This window comes from Paracoccus sp. (in: a-proteobacteria) (assembly GCF_039808215.1).
Classification (GTDB): Bacteria; Pseudomonadota; Alphaproteobacteria; order Rhodobacterales; family Rhodobacteraceae; genus Paracoccus.
Map to the genome: position 1 here is coordinate 1 of NZ_JBDHSP010000038.1, position 21345 is coordinate 21345.

Annotated in this window: 22 protein-coding genes; 21 read left to right on the forward strand and 1 reads right to left on the reverse strand. The window is 68.8% G+C overall.

Features of this window, described 5'->3' with window-relative positions:
• The first annotated feature begins 159 nt into the window (after positions 1 to 159).
• The 6 genes from WMK75_RS12320 (at position 160) to WMK75_RS12345 (ending at position 5328) form a co-directional block, all read left to right on the forward strand.
• Positions 160 to 366, forward strand: a complete 207-nt coding sequence (locus tag WMK75_RS12320) for a hypothetical protein (protein WP_036751162.1) — start codon at positions 160 to 162, stop codon at positions 364 to 366.
• Positions 366 to 1922: a phage portal protein gene (locus WMK75_RS12325; protein WP_347267958.1), complete on the forward strand. Its 1557-nt coding sequence runs from the start codon at positions 366 to 368 to the stop codon at positions 1920 to 1922. Before WMK75_RS12320 ends, WMK75_RS12325 begins: the two co-directional genes overlap by 1 nt.
• Positions 1923 to 1926: 4 nt before the next feature.
• On the forward strand, positions 1927 to 3978 hold the full coding sequence (locus WMK75_RS12330) for a prohead protease/major capsid protein fusion protein (RefSeq protein WP_347267959.1): 2052 nt from the start codon (positions 1927 to 1929) through the stop codon (positions 3976 to 3978).
• 77 nt (positions 3979 to 4055) lie between these two features.
• Entirely contained in the window at positions 4056 to 4391 is a 336-nt protein-coding gene (locus WMK75_RS12335; RefSeq protein WP_347267960.1) for a DUF2190 family protein, read from the forward strand.
• Complete coding sequence (locus WMK75_RS12340) at positions 4391 to 4702, forward strand: hypothetical protein (RefSeq protein ID WP_347267961.1); 312 nt, start codon at positions 4391 to 4393, stop codon at positions 4700 to 4702. The genes WMK75_RS12335 and WMK75_RS12340 overlap by 1 nt, the downstream gene beginning before the upstream one ends.
• Entirely contained in the window at positions 4699 to 5328 is a 630-nt protein-coding gene (locus tag WMK75_RS12345) for a DUF6441 family protein (RefSeq protein ID WP_347267962.1), read from the forward strand. Before WMK75_RS12340 ends, WMK75_RS12345 begins: the two co-directional genes overlap by 4 nt.
• Before the next feature lie 71 nt (positions 5329 to 5399).
• On the opposite strand, the gene merA is transcribed toward WMK75_RS12345, so the two are convergent.
• Positions 5400 to 6845 (reverse strand): mercury(II) reductase, encoded by a 1446-nt coding sequence (gene merA, locus WMK75_RS12350; protein ID WP_347267963.1) that lies wholly within the window; start codon positions 6843 to 6845, stop codon positions 5400 to 5402.
• A 75-nt stretch (positions 6846 to 6920) separates the two neighbouring features.
• On the opposite strand from merA, the gene WMK75_RS12355 reads away from it, so the two are divergent.
• From WMK75_RS12355 to WMK75_RS12425, 15 genes are all read left to right on the forward strand, one after another.
• On the forward strand, positions 6921 to 7346 hold the full coding sequence (locus WMK75_RS12355) for a helix-turn-helix domain-containing protein (protein WP_347267964.1): 426 nt from the start codon (positions 6921 to 6923) through the stop codon (positions 7344 to 7346).
• Positions 7343 to 7759, forward strand: a complete 417-nt coding sequence (locus WMK75_RS12360; RefSeq protein ID WP_347267965.1) for an acyl-CoA transferase — start codon at positions 7343 to 7345, stop codon at positions 7757 to 7759. Before WMK75_RS12355 ends, WMK75_RS12360 begins: the two co-directional genes overlap by 4 nt.
• A gap of 120 nt (positions 7760 to 7879) precedes the next feature.
• Positions 7880 to 8824 carry a phage tail tube protein gene (locus WMK75_RS12365; protein WP_347267966.1) on the forward strand — a complete coding sequence of 315 codons (945 nt, stop codon included), beginning with the start codon at positions 7880 to 7882 and terminating at the stop codon, positions 8822 to 8824.
• 2 nt (positions 8825 to 8826) lie between these two features.
• Positions 8827 to 9264, forward strand: coding sequence for a hypothetical protein (locus WMK75_RS12370; protein WP_347267967.1), 438 nt, complete (start codon positions 8827 to 8829; stop codon positions 9262 to 9264).
• Positions 9265 to 9344: 80 nt separating this feature from the next.
• Positions 9345 to 9524: a hypothetical protein gene (locus tag WMK75_RS12375; RefSeq protein WP_347267968.1), complete on the forward strand. Its 180-nt coding sequence runs from the start codon at positions 9345 to 9347 to the stop codon at positions 9522 to 9524.
• Between the two features lie 44 nt (positions 9525 to 9568).
• Positions 9569 to 11986, forward strand: coding sequence for a tape measure protein (locus tag WMK75_RS12380; protein ID WP_347267969.1), 2418 nt, complete (start codon positions 9569 to 9571; stop codon positions 11984 to 11986).
• Between the two features lie 40 nt (positions 11987 to 12026).
• Positions 12027 to 12653, forward strand: a complete 627-nt coding sequence (locus WMK75_RS12385) for a DUF2460 domain-containing protein (RefSeq protein WP_347267970.1) — start codon at positions 12027 to 12029, stop codon at positions 12651 to 12653.
• On the forward strand, positions 12650 to 12997 hold the full coding sequence (locus WMK75_RS12390) for a hypothetical protein (RefSeq protein ID WP_347267971.1): 348 nt from the start codon (positions 12650 to 12652) through the stop codon (positions 12995 to 12997). The genes WMK75_RS12385 and WMK75_RS12390 overlap by 4 nt, the downstream gene beginning before the upstream one ends.
• Positions 12990 to 13121, forward strand: a complete 132-nt coding sequence (locus WMK75_RS12395) for a hypothetical protein (RefSeq protein WP_347267972.1) — start codon at positions 12990 to 12992, stop codon at positions 13119 to 13121. The genes WMK75_RS12390 and WMK75_RS12395 overlap by 8 nt, the downstream gene beginning before the upstream one ends.
• Positions 13122 to 13131: 10 nt before the next feature.
• Complete coding sequence (locus WMK75_RS12400) at positions 13132 to 13806, forward strand: lysozyme (protein WP_347267983.1); 675 nt, start codon at positions 13132 to 13134, stop codon at positions 13804 to 13806.
• Entirely contained in the window at positions 13803 to 14012 is a 210-nt protein-coding gene (locus WMK75_RS12405) for a hypothetical protein (protein WP_347267973.1), read from the forward strand. The genes WMK75_RS12400 and WMK75_RS12405 overlap by 4 nt, the downstream gene beginning before the upstream one ends.
• Positions 14009 to 14893 (forward strand): DUF2163 domain-containing protein, encoded by an 885-nt coding sequence (locus WMK75_RS12410; RefSeq protein WP_347267974.1) that lies wholly within the window; start codon positions 14009 to 14011, stop codon positions 14891 to 14893. Before WMK75_RS12405 ends, WMK75_RS12410 begins: the two co-directional genes overlap by 4 nt.
• An 8-nt stretch (positions 14894 to 14901) precedes the next feature.
• Positions 14902 to 15336 (forward strand): NlpC/P60 family protein, encoded by a 435-nt coding sequence (locus WMK75_RS12415; protein WP_347267984.1) that lies wholly within the window; start codon positions 14902 to 14904, stop codon positions 15334 to 15336.
• Positions 15337 to 15345: 9 nt separating this feature from the next.
• Entirely contained in the window at positions 15346 to 19311 is a 3966-nt protein-coding gene (locus tag WMK75_RS12420; RefSeq protein ID WP_347267975.1) for a glycoside hydrolase TIM-barrel-like domain-containing protein, read from the forward strand.
• A 21-nt stretch (positions 19312 to 19332) separates the two neighbouring features.
• Positions 19333 to 21255: a DUF2793 domain-containing protein gene (locus WMK75_RS12425; RefSeq protein ID WP_347267976.1), complete on the forward strand. Its 1923-nt coding sequence runs from the start codon at positions 19333 to 19335 to the stop codon at positions 21253 to 21255.
• Positions 21256 to 21345: the final 90 nt, after the last annotated feature.

Below are 21345 nucleotides of genomic sequence, written 5' to 3' on the forward strand. Positions count from 1 at the left end.
ATCCTTGCCAACGCACTGATCCGAGATGACCGAAAATGGGCCGACGCGGCTCCTTGACCAAGACGGATAACTTCTGAGTGAGGACCGGTCCGCGCAGCGGATGCGAGGCTCCAGTGGAGCGTCGCAAGGGAACGAACGCACTGAGCGGGAGCGAATGGCATGGACTGGACGGAAACCGAGCTCTCGGCGCTGCGCCGGGCCTATGCCAGCGGCACGACCCGGGTCAGCTATGACGGCAAGTCCGTCGACTACGGCTCGGCCGAGGATCTGCTCGCCCGCATCCGGACCATCGAGCGCGCCATCGCGGGTACCACGCGGCCGCTGCCGGTGGCCGGGCTCGCGGGCTTCTCGCGCGGGGATCGCTGATGTCGGCGACCTGGTTCGACCATGCCATCGCCACGGTGGCGCCGCGCATGGCGGCCCGCCGCGTGATGGCGCGTCAGGCCTTCGAGACCCTGACGCGGGGCTATGACGGCGCCGCGCGCGGGCGGCGCACCGAGGGCTGGCGCGCGCCGGGATCCTCGGCCGACACCGAGATCGGCGTCGCCGGGGCGCTGCTTCGCGACCGGATGCGCGATCTGGTGCGCAACAACCCGCATGCGGCCAAGGCCGTGGCGGTGCTCGTCAACAACATCATCGGCGCGGGGATCATGCCGCGCGCTGCCAGCGGCGACGACACGCTGGATCGCAAGGTCGACGCGCTGTTCGAACGCTGGACGGCGGACTGCGACGCCGATGGCCAACTCGACTTCTACGGGCTGCAGACGCTGATCTGCCGCGAGATGGTCGAGGCGGGCGAGGTTCTGGTGCGCCGCCGGTTGCGGCGGGCGAGCGATGGCCTGCCGGTGCCGCTGCAATTGCAGGTGCTGGAAGCCGACTTTCTCGACGCCACGAAATCCGGCGCCATCGGCGCAGGCCGCCTTGTGCAGGGGATCGAGTTTGACCCGGTCGGCAAGCGCCGGGCTTATTGGCTGCACGCCGAGCATCCGGGCGACGCCTACGGGGCCTTGCAGAACGGCCTGCAGAGCCGCCCGGTCCCCGCGACCGAGATCGCCCACGTCTATGAGAAGCAGCGCACGCAGGCGCGCGGCGTTCCTTGGGGCGCGCCGGTGATCCGCAGCTTGCGCGATCTCGACGATTACGAGGTGGCCGAACTGGTCCGCAAGAAGACCGAGGCCTGCGTCACCGCCATCGTCTTCGGCGACGACGAGGCGCAGCAGGGCATCGCGCCCTCGGTGGTCGATGCCGACGGCAACCGGGTCGAGCAGTTCGAGCCGGGGCTGATCGCCTATGCCCGCGGCGGCAAGGACATCCGCTTCAACCAGCCCTCCGCCACCGGCGGCTATGGCGAATACAAGCGGGCCAGCCTGCACACGATCTCGGCCGGGTTCCGGGTGCCCTACGAACTGCTCACCGGCGATCTCAGCCAGGTGAATTATTCCTCGATCCGGGCGGGGCTCGTGGAGTTCCGCCGCCAGATCGACGCCGTGCAGTGGCAGCTGTTCATTCCGATGTTCTGCGCGCCCGTCTGGCGCTGGTTCACGGAAGCCGCGTGGGCGGCGGGCCAGATCCCGTCGCCGACCGTGCCGGTCGAATGGTCGCCGCCGAAGTTCGAGGCGGTCGATCCGCAGAAGGACGCGATGGCGAACCTGCTGTCGATCCGCTCCGGCACCATGACGCTGGCAGAGGTGATCGCCCGGCAGGGCCGCAATCCGGATGCCGTGCTGGCGGAAATCGCCGCGACCAACGCCAAGCTCGACGCGCTGGGGCTGGTGCTCGACAGCGACCCGCGCCGCGTCACGAAAACCGGCAGCGCCCAGACTAGCGATCCAACGACCGATCCCGCCGACAACGAACCGGACACCGACGACCCGGCCGCCGACGCGGAAACCAACCCGCCGCAGGCCGACCAACAGGACTGACTCCATGGACACGATGATCGAACTGCCGGCCATGCGCCGGTCGGCGGAGCTTGCGCCGAACACGGCCGACGCCGACAGCCGCACCGTTGAGGTGGTCTGGTCGGCCGGGGCGCGCGTCCGCCGAGCCACCTTCTTCGGCGAGCCCTATGACGAGGAACTGAGCCTCGATCCCGCCCATGTTCGGCTCGACCGGCTGAACGCGGGCGCGCCCTTCCTGAAGGTGCATGAGCTCGACACGCTGGATGCGGTCATCGGCTCGGTCGTGCCGGGCTCTGCCCGCATCGAGAACGGCCGGGGCATCGCCTTGGTGCGAATCAGCGAGCGTGCCGATGTCGAGCCGATCTGGCGTGACATCCAGGCCGGGCACATCCGCGCGGTCTCCATCGGCTACCAGGTCCACCGCTTCGAGGTCTCGAAACCCGAGGCCGCGCGCGAGCTTTGGCGGGCGGTGGACTGGACGCCCTTCGAGGTCTCCGCCGTCGCGGTCGGCGCCGACCCCGCCGCGGGCTTCCGCGCCCAGCATCCCCTTCACGACTGCGTCCTTCACCGCCGGGACGCCCCTTCAAGCACGAAAGGACCGATCCCGATGACGGACAAGACCGAAACCCCGGCAAGCGACGCCGCAACCCCCACCACCCAGCCGACCGAGCCGAATGATACCGAGGACACCACCATGACCGAGCCGAAAGCTGCGCCCGACCCGAAGGTCGCCGCAGCGGAAACCCGCGCGCAGCCGAAGGGCAATGCACCTGCTGCGCCAGACACCGAAGCGGTCGCCACCCGCGCCCGCGAGGCCGAGCGCGACCGCGTCTCCACCATCTACGATCTGGCCGGGCGGCTGAACCTCGAGCGCGGCTTCGCCGAGGATCTGGTCAAGCGCGGCGTCAGCGTCGACGAGTCCCGCCGCCTGATCCTCGACCAGGTCGCCGCGAAGTCGGACGAGACCCGGACCTTCCCCCATGTCTCCGTCCCGCTCGGCGGCCGGGACGAGCGCATCACCCGCCGCGACGCGGTGGCGAACGCGCTGCTGCACCGCTACAGCCCGACGCTGTTCCAGCTGGAAGACGCCGCGCGCCAGTATCGCGGCATGACGCTGCTGGAACTGGCCCGCGAAAGCCTCGGCAATGCCGGGGTGAACACGCGGGGCCTGTCGCGCGACGAGGTGGCGACGCGCGCGCTGCACTCGACCTCGGACTTCCCCGAGATCCTGTCGGCGGTCACCAACAAGACCCTGCGGCAGGCCTACGAGGCCTATCCCCGCACCTTCATGCTGTTCTGCCGCCAGGTGCTCGCCACCGACTTCAAGGCGATGCACCGGGTGCAGCTCGGCGAAGCCCCGCAGCTTCTGGAGGTCGGCGAGAGCGGCGAGTTCAAGCGCGGCACGCTCGGCGAGAGCAAGGAGAGCTACAAGGTCAAGACCTATGGCCGGGTGGTCGCGATCACCCGCCAGACGCTGATCAACGACGATCTCGACGCTTTCACCCGCATCCCTGCGATGTACGGCAACTCCATCGCCCAGCTGGAAAGCGATGTCGTCTGGGGCATCATCACCTCGAACCCGGCTATGGCCGATGGCACGGCGCTGTTCCACACCAACCATAAGAACCTCGCCGGCACAGGCGCGGCGCTGGCCGTCGATGCGGTGGGCGCGGCCCGCGCGGCGATGGCGCTGCAGACCGGCCTCGACAAGAAGACGGTGCTGAACATCCGCCCCGCCTTCCTGATCGTGCCTGCCGCGCTGGAGCTGAAGGCCGAGCAGCTGGTGGCGCAGAACCTCATGCCTGCCGCGACCTCCAGCGTGGTGCCGCAATCGATCCGCACCCTCTCGCCGATCAGCGAGCCCCGGCTCGATGCCGCCAGCGAGACCGCCTGGTATCTGGCCGCCAGCCCGAACCAGATCGACACCATCGAGTATGCCTATCTCGAGGGCCAGCAGGGCGCCTATATCGAGACCCGCAACGGCTTCGACGTCGACGGGGTGGAGATCAAGTGCCGCCTCGACTTCGGCGCCAAGGCCATCGACTGGCGCGGCCTCTACAAGAACGCCGGGGCGTAAGCCGGGCCGTATCCCGATCCCTGACATGTGGGCGGTCCTGACGGGCCGCCCTTCGTCTTTCAAGAAGGACATCCCCCATGAAAAACTTCGTCCAGCCCGGCAACACCATCACCCTGACCGCACCTTATGCCGTCGCTTCCGGCGATGGTCTGCTCGTCGGCGCGATCTTCGGCGTGGCCGCCGGGGACGCCGCCAGTGGCGAACCCGTCGAGACCGCGCTCGTCGGCGTGTTCGACATCACCAAGGTCGGTTCCCAGGCGTGGACTGTCGGCGCCAAGGCCTATTGGGACGATACCAACAAGCGCTGCACAACGGTTGCGACGGATAACACCCTGATCGGGGTGGCGGTCGCGGCGGTGGCGAGCGGCGCGGGCGACACCATCGGCCGGGTACGGCTGAACGCCGCGTTCTGATGAGCGCCTTCTCTGCCGCGCTCGGTGCGCTCTTCGCCGATCCGAACATCGGCCGGGATGCGGTCTACATCGCCGACGGCGGCGCGCCCATGCTGGTGCGTGTCGTCGCCCGGCGCGCCGACGCGGTCACCGACTTCGGCGATGCAAGGCTCTGGTCGGAAACCACGCGCATTGACCTGCGCGTGGCCGAAGTGGCGAACCCGCGCCCCGGAGACCGGATCGAGATCGACGGCGATGCCTTCCTCATTCAGGGCGAGCCCGCCCGGGACCGCGAACGCCTCGTCTGGACCGTCGATCTGAGGCCCACGTGAAGCTCGGCATCAACATCGTCGGCGATATCGTCCGGATCATGGACGCGGAGGTGAAGGCCGGCGAGAAGGCCGTCACCACGGCGATGCGCGACGCCGGGACCGGTCTGAAATCCGCCTGGCGCGCACAGATCACCGGCGCCGGCCTCGGGGCTCGGCTCGCCCGCACCATCCGGTCGGAAGCCTGGCCCAAGGGTCGGCCCAGCTTGAATGCCGCCGCGCTGGTCTGGTCGAAGGCGCCGGTCATCCTCGGCGCGCATGACACCGGCCCGCTGATCCGCTCGAAAACCGGGTTCTGGCTTGCGATCCCCACGGCCGCGGCGGGCAAGTCCCTTCGCGGCGGTCGGATCACCCCCCTTGAGTGGGAACGCCGCACCGGACTGCGCCTGCGCTTCGTCTATCGGCGCACGGGACCGAGCCTGCTGGTCGCCGAGGGGCGGCTGAATACGAAGGGCCGCGCGGTGGCGTCGCGCTCGAAGACCGGCCGGGGGCTGACTACCGTGCCGATCTTCCTGCTCGTCCCGCAGGTCAGGTTGCCGAAGCGGCTCGACCTCGCACGGGACGCTGCACGGGCGCACGATGCAGTGCCGGGGCTGATCGTCGCGAACTGGGTGGACGGGCGGCTATGACGACTTTCGGTGACACGATGCGGCGGCCACGTCGGTCGGACCTGCCGTGGCACGAACGTCGGTTCGGTCGGTCATCCGGCACAACAGGACAGTTTCGCCACGTCCCTGTCGAAGCTCTGCGCAGCCAGCTTCAGCCCCTCGACCGTGGTGAGATAGGGGAAGATCGTCTCGCCGAGCGCCTTCGTCGTCATGCCGAACTTCAGCGCCATGGCGAGCGTCTGAACGCTATCCGCACCTTCGGGGGCCATGATCACGCCGCCAAGCAGGCGGTCGGTCTTCGCATCCGCAACCAGCTTGATCAGCCCCCGCGTGTCGCGGGCGGCCAGCGCGCGGGGCACGTTGTCGAGAGAGAGGACGCTGGTCTTGACCTCATGGCCCGCGTCTCGGGCATCAGCTTCGATCAGGCCGACCCCGGCGACTTGCGGATCGGTGAACACGACCCAAGGCATCGCGCCATTGTCATACCGCTCCACACCTCCCAAAATCGCGTTCCGCGCGGCCAGTTTCGCGCCATACGCGGCCATGTAGACGAACTGGTCACGGTCCGTCACGTCGCCCGCCGCATAGATGCCGGGCCGTGTGGTTGCCATGTCGTCGCCGACCTTGATCGCACCACTTGCGTCGGTCTCGACGCCCATCTCTTCGAGGCCGAGACCTTCGGTGTTGGGGGTGCGGCCCGTGGTCAGAACAATGTAGTCTGCGATAAGAACCCGTGCGGCGCCGTCCTTCGTCACCGTCAGGGCAGCACGGTCGCCCTCGCGCCGCGCGGCCTGATAGGTCACGCCATCAATGATCTTCACGCCCTCGGCCCGCAAGGCTTCCGTCAGGGCACGGCTCGCCTCCGGCTCGGTCCGGGGCAGAAGCCGCGACCGGCAGACGATGGTCACCGCAACCCCCATGCGCGCCATCATCTGCGCAAGTTCCACACCGATATAGCCGCCGCCGAGGAAGATCAGACTTTCCGGCAGCCTCTCCAGTTCCAGCAGCGAGGTGCTGTCAAGCGTGGGCACCGCGTCGATGCCCGAAATGTCGAGCACCGCCGGACGCCCTCCCGTGGCGACGATCACCTTGGGCGCGGCAATCTTCCGCCCACCGACTTCGACGCCTCCGGGGATAAGCCGCGCCGGGCCATCGTCGAAATAGGCGATACCGTCATAGCCGGGCAGCAGGTCGACATATTTCTTCTGCCTAAGCGAGGCGACAAGATTGTCCTTCGCCGCGATCAGCGCCGTCCAGTCGGTGACCTGCGCCTCACCCCGCAGGCCGGGAAAGCGCTCGGCCGCCTTCGCGCCCTGGAGTGCCTCGGCGGCACGGATCATCGTCTTGGAGGGCACGCAGCCCACGTTCACGCAGGTCCCGCCGATAATGCCGTGGCCGATCAGCGCGACGCGCTTGCCCCCCTCTGCGGCCGTGATCGCGGCGGAAAAACCAGCCGATCCGGCCCCGATCACGGCGAGTTCGAAATCGCCCCTGGGCGCCGCAGCCGGGCTGTCCGTCCGGTCGTCTGCAATGCTCACGTCACTCACCTCTCGTCGCTGGTTGACGACCGGTGTAGGGTCTGTAGCGGCTACAGGCTCAAGGGAAATTCGATCATGTCCGATCACGACAGCGAAAGCGGCCTGACGCGCGGCGAACTGGCGCGTGCGACCGGCTGCAACATCGAGACGATCCGCCATTACGAGAAGATCGGCATGTTGCCCGACCCGCCGCGGACGGGTGCGGGCTATCGCATCTACGCGCAGTCCCACGCCGCTCGGCTGCGCTTCATCCTGCGCGCCCGTGAACTGGGCTTTGCGATGAAGGACATTCGCGGGCTTCTGGGCCTCGAGGACGGCACCGCGCCCACCTGTGCCGACGTCCATGCGCGCACCGAACGCCATCTTGCGGACGTCCGCGCGAAAATCGGCGATCTGAAACGGATTGAGTCCGTCCTTGCAGGGACCGCCGCGAAATGTTCCGGCGACGAGGTGCCGGACTGCCCGGTGCTTGATGCAATTACAAGCTCCTTTGTTCGATGACCCCCCGCGAAACCATCCTCGCCGCGCTGCACACGCGGCTCTCGGCGCTGCCCGCCACGGCCCTGCGTGGTGAAGTTCTGCCCGAGCGCGTCCCCGCTGATGGCCTGCTGATCCTGCGCGACGGCGAACCCGGTGAGCCCGAGGTGACGCTCTCGCCCCTGCGTTATCACTATCAGCACCGCGCCGAAATCGAAGCCGTGGTGCAGGGTGCGAACCGTGACGCCGCCTTCGACACGCTGACCGCCAGCATCGGCGCAGCGCTCGCCGCCGACCGCACGCTTGGCGGGCTCTGCGACTGGGTCGAGGCAGAAGCCCCGCAGCCGGTTGATCTGCCGGTTGACGGCGCGGCCAGCCTGAAGGCGGCGGTGATCCCGGTCATTCTACATTACTCCGTCTCGGACCCGCTTGGCTAACTCCACCCTGAGTGCGGGTGCTGCGTTCGGCGGGACGACAGTCCACTGGACTGTCGCCTGATCCGCCTCACTCCACGGCCGATCCGCTCGGCTGACCCCTTCTCACGACAGGAGACGAACATGGCACGCGCGCAAGGGGCGCGGGCGCGGATGGCGCTCGCGTTCGAGACGACCTATGGCACCCCGCCCGCAGGCGGCTACACAAGGATGCCCTTCGCCAGCACCTCGCTCGGGGCCGAACAGCCGCTGCTCAATTCGGAGCTTCTGGGTTATGGCCGCGATCCGCTGGCGCCGGTCAAGGATGCGGTAACTGCGGACGGCGATGTGGTGGTGCCGATCGACGCCGAGGCCTTCGGCTTCTGGTTGAAGGCGGCCTTCGGCGCGCCGACCACCACCGGAAGCTCGCCCGGCCCCTGGACCCACACATTCCAGTCCGGCGGCTGGACCCTGCCCAGCATGGCGATCGAGACCGCCATGCCCGAGGTGCCGCGCTATGCGATGTATTCCGGCGTGGTGCTGGACCAGCTCAGCTGGCAGATGCAGCGCTCGGGGCTGCTGACTGCCACCGCGCGGCTGGTGGCGCAGGGCGAGACGGTTGCCACGACCAGCAGCGCGGGAACGCCGGCCGAACTCGACCTGATCCGCTTCGGGCATTTCAACGGCGCGATCAAACGCAGCGGGACGGCGCTCGGCAACGTGATCTCGACCGAGATCACCTATGCCAACAATCTCGACCGGATCGAGACCATCCGCGCCGACGGCATGATCGACGGCGCCGATCCCTCCATCGCCGCGCTGACCGGCCGCACCGAGGTCCGCTTCGCCGACAGCACGCTGGTCAGCCAGGCGATCAACGGCACGTCCTGCGAGCTGGAGTTTTCCTACACGCTCATCTCGGGCGAAAGCCTGACCTTCACCGTCCACGCCGTCTATCTGCCGCGCCCGCGGATCGAGATCGGCGGGCCGCAGGGCATCCAGGCCAGCTTCGACTGGCAGGCCGCGCGAGACGCCACGCTCGGGCGGATGTGCACCGTTACTCTCATCAACGACATCGAGGAATACTGACCATGATCCGTCTCGATCTTTCCGCCGGGCCGAAATGGCTCGATCTTGGGGCCGGCCTGCGCCTGGCAGTCCTGCCTGTCACCACCGCGATCATGGTCGCCGCGCGCAACGATCCGGCCGTCGAGGCGCTGCCCGAGGAGGCAAGCAAGGAGGAGCAGGCGCTGGTCATGGCCAAGGCCGTCGCCCGTCGCGTGGTCACCGGCTGGGAGGGCGTCGGCGATGCCGAGGGCAATCCCGTTCCCGTCAACCCGGAGGGGATCGACGCACTTCTGGACATCTGGCCGGTGTTCGAGGCGTTCCAGACCCGCTGCCTCGCGCCGCATCTGATGCTGGACGCGGAAAAAAACGCCTCTGCGCCCTTGCCGACTGGCACTTCGGTGGGGGCGACGCCTACTGCGAAGCCTGCGAAGGCCCGTGCCCGGGCTGCCCGGCGCGGCTGAACCGGCCCCTGACGTTTGAGGGCTGGCAGGTCTGGGATCTCGCGCAGCGCCTGACCGGACAGCTTCGCATCGCCGCCGGCATGGGCGGTGGCGCCGTCATCGGCTGGGACATGACGGCGGCGCTGGCCATGGCGAGTGCGCTCGGGGTCGACCCGCTGATCGCTGCCGAATGCCTGCCCGAGATCGAGGCGGTGATGGTCCGCAAGCTCAATGAACAGATGGCGTCCGGCGACCGGGCGTCGCCGGGGCTGGCGCGATGACTCCGACCCGCAAGCGCCGTCCCCCTCGTCAGGAAAGCTGATCCATGGCCCAGAAACGTGTCTCCGTCCGCCTCGTCGCCGAGGGCGGAAGGCAGGTGAAGGCCGAGTTCCAGGGCGTGGGCGATGCGGGCGAGAACAGTTTCAAGCGGATCGAGCGCCAGGCCGATGTCACCGGCGCGGTGCTGCGGCGCCTTGCCGGCATCGTCGCCGGGGCGCTGTCGATCCGGCAGCTCGTTGCCTATGCCGACCAGTGGACCGACCTTCGCTCGCGGGTCGATCTCGCCACCGGCTCGCAGGAAGCCGGGGCCGCAGTCATGGACCGGCTGGCCGCCATGGCGCGGCGGACCTATTCCAGCCTCGGCCAGACCACGGAATCCTGGCTCGCCAATGCCACCGCGCTGCGCGAACTCGGGCTTTCCACGGCGGAAAGCCTCGATTTCACCGAGGCGCTGAACAACGCCATGGTGGTCTCGGGCGCGCGGGCCGAGCGCGCCGCCTCGGTGCAGAACGCCCTCTCGAAGGCCATGGCCCTCGGCACGCTGAGCGGCGACAACCTCAACACCGTGATCCAGAGCGGCGGGAGGCTGGCGGAATTGCTGGCGTCTGAGCTCGGCACCACCGTCTCGGGCCTGCGCGGCCTCGGGCAGCAGGGGGCGATCACCGGCGATGTGATCCGCACGGCGCTGATCGGCAATCTCGAGCTGCTGCGCGAGGAAGCCGACTCGATGCCCGCGACCATCGGTGACGCCTTCACGCTGATCAGCAATGCTGCGCTGCAACTGGTCGGCAGCTGGGACCAGGTCTTCGGGGCTTCGTCGCTGGTCGCTACGGCGCTGATCGCGGTGGCCGACAATATCGAGCGCCTTGCCGCCATCGGCATCGCCTTCGCCGGTTTCATGGCCGGGCGCTGGGTCGCCGCCTTCGTCGCGGCGCGCGTGGCGACGCTGACGCTTTCCGGCGCGCTGACGGTGCTGCGCGGCGCCATCGTCCGCACCGGGATCGGCGCCCTGATCGTGCTGGCGGGCGAGTTGATCTACCAGCTGATGAATGTCGTGCAGAAGGTCGGCGGGCTGGGCGAAGCCTTCCACCTCGTCGCCGATTTCGCAGCCGAAGCCTGGAGCCGCATGGGCCTGCGCCTCGATGCGGTGATGGCCCGCATCGGCGCCGCCTGGGAGGGGATGAAGGCGACGATTTTCACCCTGCTCGACGACACCGTGACCGGAATCGTCAGCTTTGGCGACCGCGCCATTGCGGTGTTTCAGGGCGCCTATGACGGCGCAGTGGCGATCTGGGGCAGCCTGCCGGGCGCCATCGGCGATTTCGCCTTCCAGGCGGCGAACGGGCTGATCTCGGGCGTCGAGGCGATGCTGAACGGCGTCGTCACCCGCATCAACAGCTTCATCGAGGCGCTGAACGCCGCACTGGCACTCTTGCCGGAATGGGCGACGGGCGAAGGCGGCGTGCGGATCGGCACCCTCGACCCGGTGGAACTGGGCCGGATCGGCAACCCCTTCGAGGGTGCGGCGACGGCGGCCGGCACCGCTGCGGCCGATGCCTTCACCGCCGCCATGGGTCGAACCTATGTCACCGCGCCCGACACCGGACTGGGCGCGATGGCTGAGGCCGCGCGCGGACGAGCCGATGCTTATCGCGAGGCGGCGGGCATGCTCTCTGACGCCGCGTCGCGGCCGATGGCCAGCTGGCAGGCATTGAAGGATGCGGTGACCGGCACCGGCAATGAGGCCGGGGATGCGCTTGACGATGCGGCGGGCAGCGCCCTCGGGTTGGGTGATGCGCTGGACGGTGCCACCGGTGCCGCGGGGCGCGCTGGCGCCGCCGGTCGCCAGGCCGGGGCGGATGCGGCAACTGGCGCGGATCAGGCCGTCACCGGCTGGGCCGCCGTAAGTGCCACGCTTGCCGACTACGCCGCCAAGGCGCGCGAGATCGGCGGCGATATCGGCAATACGCTGGTGGGCGCCTTCACCTCGGCCGAGAACGCCATCGGCGAATTCGTGAAGACCGGCAAGCTGAAGTTCGGCGATCTCGTCACCTCGCTGATCGCCGATCTTGCGAAGCTCGCGGCGCGGCGTTTCATCCTCGGCCCTATCGCCAATGCGCTGTCCGGGGCTCTCGGCGGCGCGGGCGGAGTCTTCGCCAACGTCCTGCATGCCGGTGGGATGGTCGGTGCGCCGGGAGCGGGCCGCATGGTGCCGGCACTGGCGTTTGCCGGTGCGCCGCGCATGCACAGCGGCGGCTGGGCTGGTCTGCGCCCCGACGAGGTGCCCGCGATCCTGCAGCGGGGCGAGCGCGTGCTCTCCCGTCGTGAAGCCGTCGGCTTTGGCGCGGGCGGTAATGTCACTGTGAACATCAACGCTCGCGACGCCGAGAGCTTCCGCCAATCGCGCACGCAGATCGCAGCCGATATCGCCCGCGCGGTCTCGCTCGGGCGCAGGGGCATGTGAGTCCCGGCCGACACAACCCTGAATCTTACAGAGAACATCGATGGCCTTTCACGAAGTCCGGTTTCCGGACGATATCAGCCGTGGCGCGCGCGGTGGACCCGAGCGGCGCACCCAGATCGTCGAACTGGCCTCGGGCGACGAAGAGCGCAACGCCAGTTGGGCGAACTCGCGCCGCCGCTATGACGTCGCCTACGGCATCCGCCGCGCCGACGATCTGGCGGCCGTCGTGGCCTTCTTCGAGGCCCGCAACGGCCGCCTGCATGGCTTCCGCTTCAAGGACTGGGGCGATCACAAGTCCTGCCTGCCCTCGGGCACACCAGCCCCGACCGATCAGGTGATCGGCACCGGCGACGGCACAGCGACCGCGTTCCAGCTGGTGAAGCGCTACAGCTCCGGTGCGCAGTCCTGGACGCGGGTTATCGCCAAACCGGTGGCTGGCAGCGTTCGCATCGCACTGGCGGGCGTCGAGCAGCCATCCGGCTGGTCGGTCGCCACCACCACCGGCCTCGTCACCTTCGCCGCCGCACCCGGCGCGGGCATCGCCATCACCGCGGGCTTCACCTTTGACGTGCCGGTCCGCTTCGACACCGACACGCTCGACGTCACCCTCGACCTCGAGCGGCTGGGCTCGATCACCTCTATCCCGCTGCTGGAGATCCGGCGATGAATGACGAGCCCGGGTTTTTCGCCAGCGTGTTGCGCGACCTTGCCACTTCCACGGCGGTGATCCTCGCCGCCTGGGGCGCGCTTGGCGGGGCGACCAATGCGCTGACCACCCGGATGCGGCTGCGCGACGCGCTGCGCCACATCCTGCTCGGCGGGTTGATCGCGGCCGGAATGGGCAGCCTGTCGATGGCGCTTGTCACCCGCTGGCTCGGCCTGCCGCCCGAGGCGATCCCGGCAGGCGGGGCTGCGGGCTCGGCGGCCTATCTGGTCGGCGTCTTCGGCCCGGCTTTCATCGAACTCGTCCTCGCCCGGCTGCGCGGCGCGAAGGGAGGCGGCGATGAATGATCTTCTCCGTCTTGCGCGCTCCTTCCGCTGCGACGCGCCCGATCCTCAGCAGGCGTTCAGCCACCGTGTCCGCATCGGCTTCGCCATCGCCGCTCTGATCCTCCTGATCTCCATCCTCGGATAATCCCATGCAGATGACAGACCGGGGCCTTTTGGCCCTTGTCCGGCACGAAGGACTCGTGCCCGGACCCTATCTTGATGTTGCCGGCGTCTGGACCTTCGGCATCGGCCATACCGCCGCAGCCGGGTCGCCCGATCCGGCCCGAATGCCCCGTGGCATGCCCGGCGATCTCGATGCCGGGATCCGTGAGGCGTTCCGGGTCTTCCGGACCGATCTTGCGACCTATGAGGCAGGGGTGCGGCGCGCGGTGAAGGTGTCGCTCGCGCCCCACGAATTCGATGCGCTGGTCTCGTTCCACTACAACACCGGCGGCATCGCGAGAGCCGCGCTGACCCAGCACCTGAACGCGGGCAACCGCGCGGCTGCAGCCGACGGCTTCATGGGCTGGCTCAAACCCGCCGCGATCCGCCCCCGGCGCGAGGCCGAGCGCGATCTCTTCCGCCATGCCCGCTATCCCACCGGGACGATCCCGGTCTGGGCGGTCGACCGCAACGGAAGGGCGGATTTCTCGCGACCGATCCGGCGGCTGAGCGACGCCGAAGCGCTGACGCTGCTGCATCCTGCCGCAGGTCCGTTGCCACCGGCACCCTTGCCGGATGGCGCTGCGCCGCCCGCAGCCACAGCGCCAGTGACGCTGGCCCAACGCATCCTCGCCTTCCTCAAATCCCTGATCGGAGTACCGACATGAACTGGAATCTCGCACGCGGCCTCGTCTATCTGGCCTGCCTCGCCGCCTCCGGCCTCGCCATGGCCGGGCTGGCGGATTTCGACCTCGCGACCGGCACCCTCGATATCCGCCCCTTCAATCTCTATGCCCTGACCGGCGCGGGCGGCGGCGTGGTGTCATCGCTTCTCGCCTCCGTGGCTCTCCTGCGCGGCTGGGGGCGGACGTGAAATCGCTCCTACCCGCGCTGCAGACCCATCTCGACGAGGGCACGACGACGCTCGCCTGGTGCTGGCGGATCACCCGGGCCGATGGTGTCACCTTTGGTTTCACCGACCACGACCGGACGCTGAGCTTTGACGGCACCGATTTCGAGCCGGAGAGCGGGCTGACGGCATCGGAGGTCCGCTCGGGATCCGACCTGTCTGTCGATGCACAGGATGCGCAGGGCGTGCTGACCTCAGACCGGATCACCGAGACCGACATCCTCGACGGGTGCTGGGACAATGCAGAGGTCGAGGTCTGGCGAGTGAACTGGCAGGCGACGTCGCAGCGCGTGCTGATGCGACGCGGCGCCATCGGCCAGATCCGGCGGGGACGGCTGGCCTTCGTGGCCGAGGTGCGGTCGTTGGCGCATGTGCTCGGACAGACCGTCGGGCGGACCTTCCAGGCGACCTGTGACGCGGCGCTCGGCGATGCGCGCTGCAGTGTCGATCTGGAAGACCCGGTTTTCAAGGGAACGGGCGCGGTCATCGACCTGCTGCGCGACCGGGCCTTCACCGCCTCGGGACTCGCCGGTTTTGCCGCAGGCTGGTTCACCTTCGGCACGGTCGAATGGACCGGCGGCGCAAATGCCGGACGGCGGGCCGAGGTCATCGCGCACGATCTGACGGATGGCATCGCCGTTCTGACGCTGCTGGAAGCGCCGGTGCGGGCCATCGCAGCGGGTGACGGCTTCGTCGTCCGCGCGGGTTGCGACAAGCGCATGGAGACCTGCGGCGCGAAGTTCGCCAATACCGCCAATTTCCGGGGCTTTCCGCATATCCCCGGTCAGGATGCCATCCTGCGTTACGCCACGAAAGATGGCGGGCACGAAGGGTCCGTGCTGTGAACGCCGACATTGTCGGGGCCGATCCAGAGCGCGTGATCGCCACCGCACGGTCCTGGCTCGGCACGCCCTATCACGACCAGGCCAGCCTCAAGGGCGTCGGCTGCGACTGCCTTGGCCTCGCCCGTGGCGTCTGGCGCGAGGTTGTCGGCCTCGAGCCGTTCCCGATCCCGCCCTACAGCCGCGACTGGGGCGAGACCGGCCCGCACGAGGTGCTGGCCGAGGGTGCGCGCCGCATGATGCCCGAGATCGCCCTGTCCGATATCGGGCCGGGCGCGCTGCTCCTGTTCCGCATGAAGCCCCGCGCCATCGCCAAGCATGTCGGAATCCTCACCAGCCCCGGCACCTTCCTCCATGCCTATGAGCGGCTCGGCGCCATCGAGGAATCGCTCACCCCCATTTGGCGCCGGCGCATCGCCTTCGCCTTCCTGTTTCCCCAAAGCTGAGAGAACCCTATGGCTACCCTCGTCCTCGGCGCTGTCGGCACTGCCATCGGCGGAGCCTTTGGCGGCGCGATCCTAGGCGTCAGCGCCGCGACCATCGGCGGCTTCATCGGCTCGACCGTGGGCTCGGTCGTCGACAGCTGGATCGTCTCGTCGCTGGCGCCGACCCAGCGCATCGAGGGCGCGCGGCTCGACACGCTGCGTATCACGTCCTCGACGGAGGGCGCGGTCATCCCGCGCCTCTACGGCCGCATGCGTATCGGCAGCAACATCATCTGGGCGACCGATTTCCGCGAGGAGACCAGGACCACCACGCAGGGTGGTGGCAAGGGCGGCGGCGGCGGCAAGGTCAAGACCACCGAATATCTCTACTATGCGAGCTTCGCCGTGGCGCTGTGTGAAGGCGAGATCACCGGCATCGGCCGCATCTGGGCCGACGGCAAGCCGATGGACCTCTCCGGCGTCACCTGGCGCTGGTATCCGGGCGACGAGGCGCAGGGGGTCGATCCCTTCATCGCCGCCAGGATGGGCGCGGCCAACACCCCGGCGTACCGCGGCACCGCCTATGTCGTCTTCGAGGAACTGCCGCTCTCGACCTATGGCAACCGCCTGCCGCAGCTCAGCTTCGAGGTGTTCCGACCGCTGGCCGATCCCGACACCGCCGAGGGGCTGACCCGCGCCGTGACCATGATCCCGGCCTCGGGCGAGTTCACCTACGCCACCGAAGGAATCCGCAAGACCGATGGCGGAGCGACGCAGGCGGAGAACCTGAACGCGCTGCCCGACGAGGCGGACATCGTCGTTGCGCTCGACCGGCTGCAGGCAATGGCCCCGGCGGTGGAGAGCGTCAGCCTCGTCGTCGCCTGGTTCGGCGACGATCTGCGTGCCGGCTCCTGCAAGGTGCGGCCGGGCGTCGAGGTATCGGCCAAGTCCACTACGCCGCGCAGCTGGTCGGTCAACGGCGTCAGCCGCGCCAGCGCCTTCCTCGTCAGCCGCGACGATCAGGATCGTCCGGTCTATGGCGGCACGCCGTCCGACTTCGCCGTCGTGCAGGCGGTCCAGGAGATGAAGGCGCGCGGGCTGCGCGTCACCTTCTATCCCTTCATCCTGATGGATGTTCCGCCGGGCAACAGCCTGCCGAATCCGTATAGCGACAACGCCGCCGCGGCGGGCCAGCCCGCTTTCCCGTGGCGGGGGCGGATCACCTGTTCGCCCGCGGCAGGTTTCGCCGGGACCGTGGACAAGACCGGCACAGCCGCGACGCAGGTCGCGGCGCTGTTCGGGGCAGCCACGCCTGCCAGCTTCAACGTCTCGGGCGAAAGCGTCAGCTGGACCGGGCCATCCGGCGACTGGGGCCTGCGCCGCATGGTGCTGCACTACGCCCATCTCTGCGCAGCCGCGGGCGGGGTCGATGCCTTCCTGATCGGTACCGAAATGCCCGGGCTGACCACGATCCGCTCCGGGGCCAGCACCTATCCGGCCGTGCAGGCCTATCGGGACCTGCTCGGCGATGTGCGCTCGATCCTCGGGGCCGGGGCGAAGATCGGCTATGCCGCCGACTGGTCGGAATATTTCGGGCACCAGCCGGGCGACGGCAGCGGCGACGCCTTCTTCCACCTCGATCCGCTCTGGGCCGATCCGGAGATCGACTTCATCGGTATCGACAACTACATGCCGCTCTCGGACTGGCGCGACGGATTCGACCATCTCGACGCGCAGGACGGCTGGCCCGCGATCTACGACCGGGCCTATCTGCAGGCGAACATCGCGGGTGGCGAGGGTTTCGACTGGTTCTACGCCAGCGCCGCCGATCGGTCGGCGCAGCTCCGCACGCCGATCACCGATGGTGCCCATGCCAAGCCGTGGGTGTTCCGCTACAAGGATCTGCACTCCTGGTGGTCGAACCCGCATTTCAACCGCCCGGGCGGGCTGGAGAGCGCGACGCCGACGGAATGGGTGCCGCAGTCGAAGCCGATCTGGTTCACCGAACTCGGCTGCCCGGCCGTCGACCGCGGCACCAACCAGCCCAACGTCTTCTTCGATCCGAAGTCGTCGGAGAGTTTCACGCCGCATTTCTCGCGCGGCTGGCGCGACGACGCGATCCAGCGGGCGTATCTGGAGGCGACCTATCTCTGGTGGGGCAAGGCCGCGAACAACCCGATCTCTGCGGTCTACGGCGGGCCGATGGTGCGCGTGCCGGAATGCGCCGCCTGGACCTGGGATGCGCGACCCTATCCGTTCTTCCCCGGCCTCACCGATGTCTGGACCGATGGCCCGAACTGGCGGCTCGGTCACTGGCTGACCGGGCGGCTCGGCGCGGTGTCGCTGGCCGCGCTGATCCGGCACCTCTGCCGGCGCGCCGGCATGGCCGAAGGTCGGATCGACGTCTCCGGGCTCTGGGGCGCGGTCGAAGGTTACGCCATCACCGCGCTGGAAAGCCCGCGCGCCTCGATCACCACGCTGTCGCGCCATTTCGGCTTCGACGCGGTCGAGACCGAGGGCGTCATTCGTTTTGTGATGCGCGGCCGGGCGGCGGTCACGAGCGTCAGCCCCGATGATCTGGTTTCCACTCGCGAGGGCGACGTGCTGGAACTGACCCGCGGCCAGGAGACGGAACTGCCGCAGGCGCTGAAGTGGCAGCTGGCCCGCGCCGACGAGGACTACGACGCCGCGCTGGTCGAGGCCCGCCGCATCACCGTCGACACCACCCGCATCGCCTCGGAAAGCTTCCCGATGGCGGTGCCGCCCGAAGAGGCCGAACGACGCTGCCGCCGCGCCCTGATGGAAGCATGGGTGGGGCGCGAGACAGCGGCCTTCCGTCTGCCGCCGTCGCGGCTCGCACTCGATCCGGCCGACGTGATCCGGCTCGCGCATGACGGGCGGCTGGTCGATCTGCGGCTGGTCTCGATTGCCGATTCTGATGCACGCGGCATCGAGGCGGTCCGCCAGGATCGCGCGAGCTACGACCTGCCGCCCGGCGATCCTCGCGCGGCCTCGCTGACGCGCGCGGTGGTGTTCGGCGCGCCGGATGCGGTGCTGATGGACCTGCCGCAGCTGACCGAGGACCAGCCCGCGCATCGGCCGCTGATCGCCGCTCATGCCGTGCCATGGCCCGGCGAGATGGCGGTGTTCCGCAGCCCTTCGACCGATGGCTTCGAGCTGCTGACGACGTTCGGCAGTCGCGCCCGGATCGGGGCGCTGGTCTCGGATTTTTGGTCTGGTCCCACGTCGCGCTTCGATCTCGGCAACGTGCTGGTGGTCGACCTGCTGACCGGCACGCTGGAGAGCGTCACCGACCTGACCTTGTTCGGTGGCGCCAATGCGCTGGCGGTGGAAACCACGCCGGGTGTCTGGGAGATCGTGCAGGCGGGTGCGGCGGAACTGCTGGCGCCCGGTCGGTATCGTTTGACCCGACTCCTGCGCGGCCAACGCGGCACCGAGGCCGCGATGGGCAATCCGGCGCCCGCCGGTGCCCGCGTGGTGGTGCTGGACGCCTCGTTGTCTCCGCTGCCCATCGCCGAAGCCGATCTCGGGCTTCCCTGGAACTGGCGCATCGGCCCGGCGAGCCGCGCGGTCAGCGACGAGACCTATGTCGCGCAGAGCTTCACGCCGACTGGGCGAGGCCTTGTCCCCTTTGCCCCGGTCCATGTCGAACTGCCATGGCGCATCGCGCGCAGCCGGGGCGATCTGATCCTCCGCTGGACGCGGCGGTCCCGCGCGCTGGCTGCAGATACCTGGGAACAGGTCGAGGTGCCGCTGGCTGAAGAGGTTGAGTCCTACGACATCCAGATCCTCGACGGGGCCGCGGTCAAGCGGACGCTGACCAGCAGCACCAGCTCCGTCCTCTACACGGCTGCGCAGCAGACCGCCGATTGGGGCGCGCCGCTCGGGCCGGGTCAGACGCTCGCGATCCGCATCTTCCAGCTTTCGAACCGCCTCGGGCGCGGCACGCCTGCGTCCGTCACGCTGCAATTCTGATCCCAACCTGCGGGAACCCCCATGTCCGACACCACCACCCATCTCGGCTTGCCCTACCTGCTGGCGGCCCAAGCCCAGAAGCATGTCACCCACAATGAGGCCCTGCGACTGCTCGACGCCATGGTGCAGCTCTCGGTCCTCGACCGCACGCGCTCCGCGCCCCCAGCCAGCCCCGCGGACGGGGACCGGCATCTGGTAGCCTCGGGCGCGACCGGCCTCTGGGCCGGGTGGGATCTGAACATCGCCTTCTGGGTCGACGGTGCATGGATCCGCCTCGTGCCTCGCACCGGCTGGCTGGTCTGGGTCGCCGCGGAGGGGCTGTTCCTCGTCTGGACCGGCAGCGCCTGGGAGGTAGTGGGCGAACCGCGCGACGTCTCGGACGCGGTCTTCGGCCTAGTGAACGACGCGGACCCAACGAAGAAGGCGACTTTCTCGCTGGCGGGGATCAGCACCGGCACGACCCGCAGCTACACGCTGCCGAACACCTCCTCGGAATTGGCGATTCTGGCGGGCACCCAGACCTTCACCGGCAACAAGACCTTCTCGGGCACGCTGACGGCCTCCGGCACCGTCACGGTGTCGGCGGCCTCGGCCAGCATCGGCACGGCAACGACGACCGCCACCTACGGCTTGGGGACCGGGGCGACGACCACCGGCGTCACCAAGACCGTGAACATCGGCACCGGCGGCGCGTCGGGGTCGAACACAATCGTCAACATCGGGTCCGCCACCGCAGGTGCTGGCGGCACGACTGTCGTGAACACGCCGACGGTCACTTTCGCCAATGCCGTGACGCAGGTCGGCATGCCGCAAGCAAACCTGACCGCGCAACTCTTGGGCCTCGGCGGGGCAACGGCCGACAGCACCAATCGGCTCTCGGTCAACACCCCGGCAGTGCTGCTGAACAACGCGGGCGCGGGCATCGAGGCGACCGTCAACAAGGCCGGGCCGACCAATGATGCCTCCTTCGCCTTCAAGACCGGCTTCTCGGCCCGCGCGCTGATCGGATTGCTGGGCAATGACGACTTCAGCTTCAAGGTCAGCCCGGACGGCTCGACTTTCTTCGACGCGATCCGGATCGACCGCATGAGCGGCCAAGTGGAACTGCCGCAGCCCACGATCCTGCCGGGGCTGAGCGCAGCGCCGCCCCCGCCGGCCGCAGGCAAGGCCGCCATCTACGCCCGCAGCCGTGCCGGGGCACCGTGGATCGACGTCATGCGCCCCTCGGGGCGGGACTTCCCACTCCAGCCCCACTTCGGGGTCAACCGGATCGCCAACTGGTCGCCCTCGACCGGCACCACCATCAACAGCGAAGGCCTGCCGATCACCTCGGTCGGCACCGTCTCGCACCCGACGCTCGCTGCGACCAATCTCGGAACCTCCATGCGCCGCTGGCGCCTGACCTCGGCGGCGGTGGCGGATTCGGTGACCGACCAGCGATCCGCGGGCTGGGCCTGCTGGCGCGGCAACGCGGCGGGCCTCGGCGGCTGGACCTTCGTCGCGCGGATTTCGCTGACGACGCTGCAGGCGACTGGCATGGGGTTCTTCGGTCTCTACGGATCGACGGCCGCGCTGGCCTCCACCCTGACGCTGGCCACGGCCGTCAACTGCATCGGCATCGGCTTCCAGCGCGGGACGCACACCAACTGGCAGCTGGTCCGCAACGATGGCACCGGTGCGCCGACGCTGACCGACATGGGCGCGAGCTTCGCCATTGCCACCGGCGGCGTGCTGACCTTGTTCATCGCGGCCCCACCGAACGGATCATCTGTCTGGGCACGCGTCGTCGACGAGGTTTCCGGTGCGGTCTTCGAGCAGGAGATCACCACCGATCTGCCTGCCGCCACGCAGTTCCTGTCGCCGCGGCTCTACATGAACAATGGCGCCACGGCCGCCGCCGTCGCTTACGACTGCGCCGGGGTCTATCTGGAGACGGATTACTGATCCGCCCGGCGGCCGATCGCCGAGACCGCATCCACGGTCCCGCGCCGAATGGCCGGCCAAAGCCTGTTCATCACAAGCCTGCGGCCGGTC

What these genes read in the sequence shown, in the direction of transcription:
- WMK75_RS12390 (WP_347267971.1), top strand. Translation starts at nt 12,650, where the DNA reads ATGAATGACGAGCCCGGGTTTTTCGCCAGCGTGTTGCGCGACCTTGCC.
- WMK75_RS12320 (WP_036751162.1), top strand. Translation starts at nt 160, where the DNA reads ATGGACTGGACGGAAACCGAGCTCTCGGCGCTGCGCCGGGCCTATGCC.
- WMK75_RS12370 (WP_347267967.1), top strand. Translation starts at nt 8,827, where the DNA reads ATGATCCGTCTCGATCTTTCCGCCGGGCCGAAATGGCTCGATCTTGGG.
- WMK75_RS12330 (WP_347267959.1), top strand. Translation starts at nt 1,927, where the DNA reads ATGGACACGATGATCGAACTGCCGGCCATGCGCCGGTCGGCGGAGCTT.
- WMK75_RS12425 (WP_347267976.1), top strand. Translation starts at nt 19,333, where the DNA reads ATGTCCGACACCACCACCCATCTCGGCTTGCCCTACCTGCTGGCGGCC.
- WMK75_RS12360 (WP_347267965.1), top strand. Translation starts at nt 7,343, where the DNA reads ATGACCCCCCGCGAAACCATCCTCGCCGCGCTGCACACGCGGCTCTCG.
- WMK75_RS12325 (WP_347267958.1), top strand. Translation starts at nt 366, where the DNA reads ATGTCGGCGACCTGGTTCGACCATGCCATCGCCACGGTGGCGCCGCGC.
- WMK75_RS12395 (WP_347267972.1), top strand. Translation starts at nt 12,990, where the DNA reads ATGAATGATCTTCTCCGTCTTGCGCGCTCCTTCCGCTGCGACGCGCCC.
- WMK75_RS12380 (WP_347267969.1), top strand. Translation starts at nt 9,569, where the DNA reads ATGGCCCAGAAACGTGTCTCCGTCCGCCTCGTCGCCGAGGGCGGAAGG.
- WMK75_RS12400 (WP_347267983.1), top strand. Translation starts at nt 13,132, where the DNA reads ATGACAGACCGGGGCCTTTTGGCCCTTGTCCGGCACGAAGGACTCGTG.
- WMK75_RS12365 (WP_347267966.1), top strand. Translation starts at nt 7,880, where the DNA reads ATGGCACGCGCGCAAGGGGCGCGGGCGCGGATGGCGCTCGCGTTCGAG.
- WMK75_RS12375 (WP_347267968.1), top strand. Translation starts at nt 9,345, where the DNA reads ATGGGCGGTGGCGCCGTCATCGGCTGGGACATGACGGCGGCGCTGGCC.
- WMK75_RS12385 (WP_347267970.1), top strand. Translation starts at nt 12,027, where the DNA reads ATGGCCTTTCACGAAGTCCGGTTTCCGGACGATATCAGCCGTGGCGCG.
- WMK75_RS12335 (WP_347267960.1), top strand. Translation starts at nt 4,056, where the DNA reads ATGAAAAACTTCGTCCAGCCCGGCAACACCATCACCCTGACCGCACCT.
- WMK75_RS12420 (WP_347267975.1), top strand. Translation starts at nt 15,346, where the DNA reads ATGGCTACCCTCGTCCTCGGCGCTGTCGGCACTGCCATCGGCGGAGCC.
- WMK75_RS12355 (WP_347267964.1), top strand. Translation starts at nt 6,921, where the DNA reads ATGTCCGATCACGACAGCGAAAGCGGCCTGACGCGCGGCGAACTGGCG.
- WMK75_RS12340 (WP_347267961.1), top strand. Translation starts at nt 4,391, where the DNA reads ATGAGCGCCTTCTCTGCCGCGCTCGGTGCGCTCTTCGCCGATCCGAAC.
- WMK75_RS12405 (WP_347267973.1), top strand. Translation starts at nt 13,803, where the DNA reads ATGAACTGGAATCTCGCACGCGGCCTCGTCTATCTGGCCTGCCTCGCC.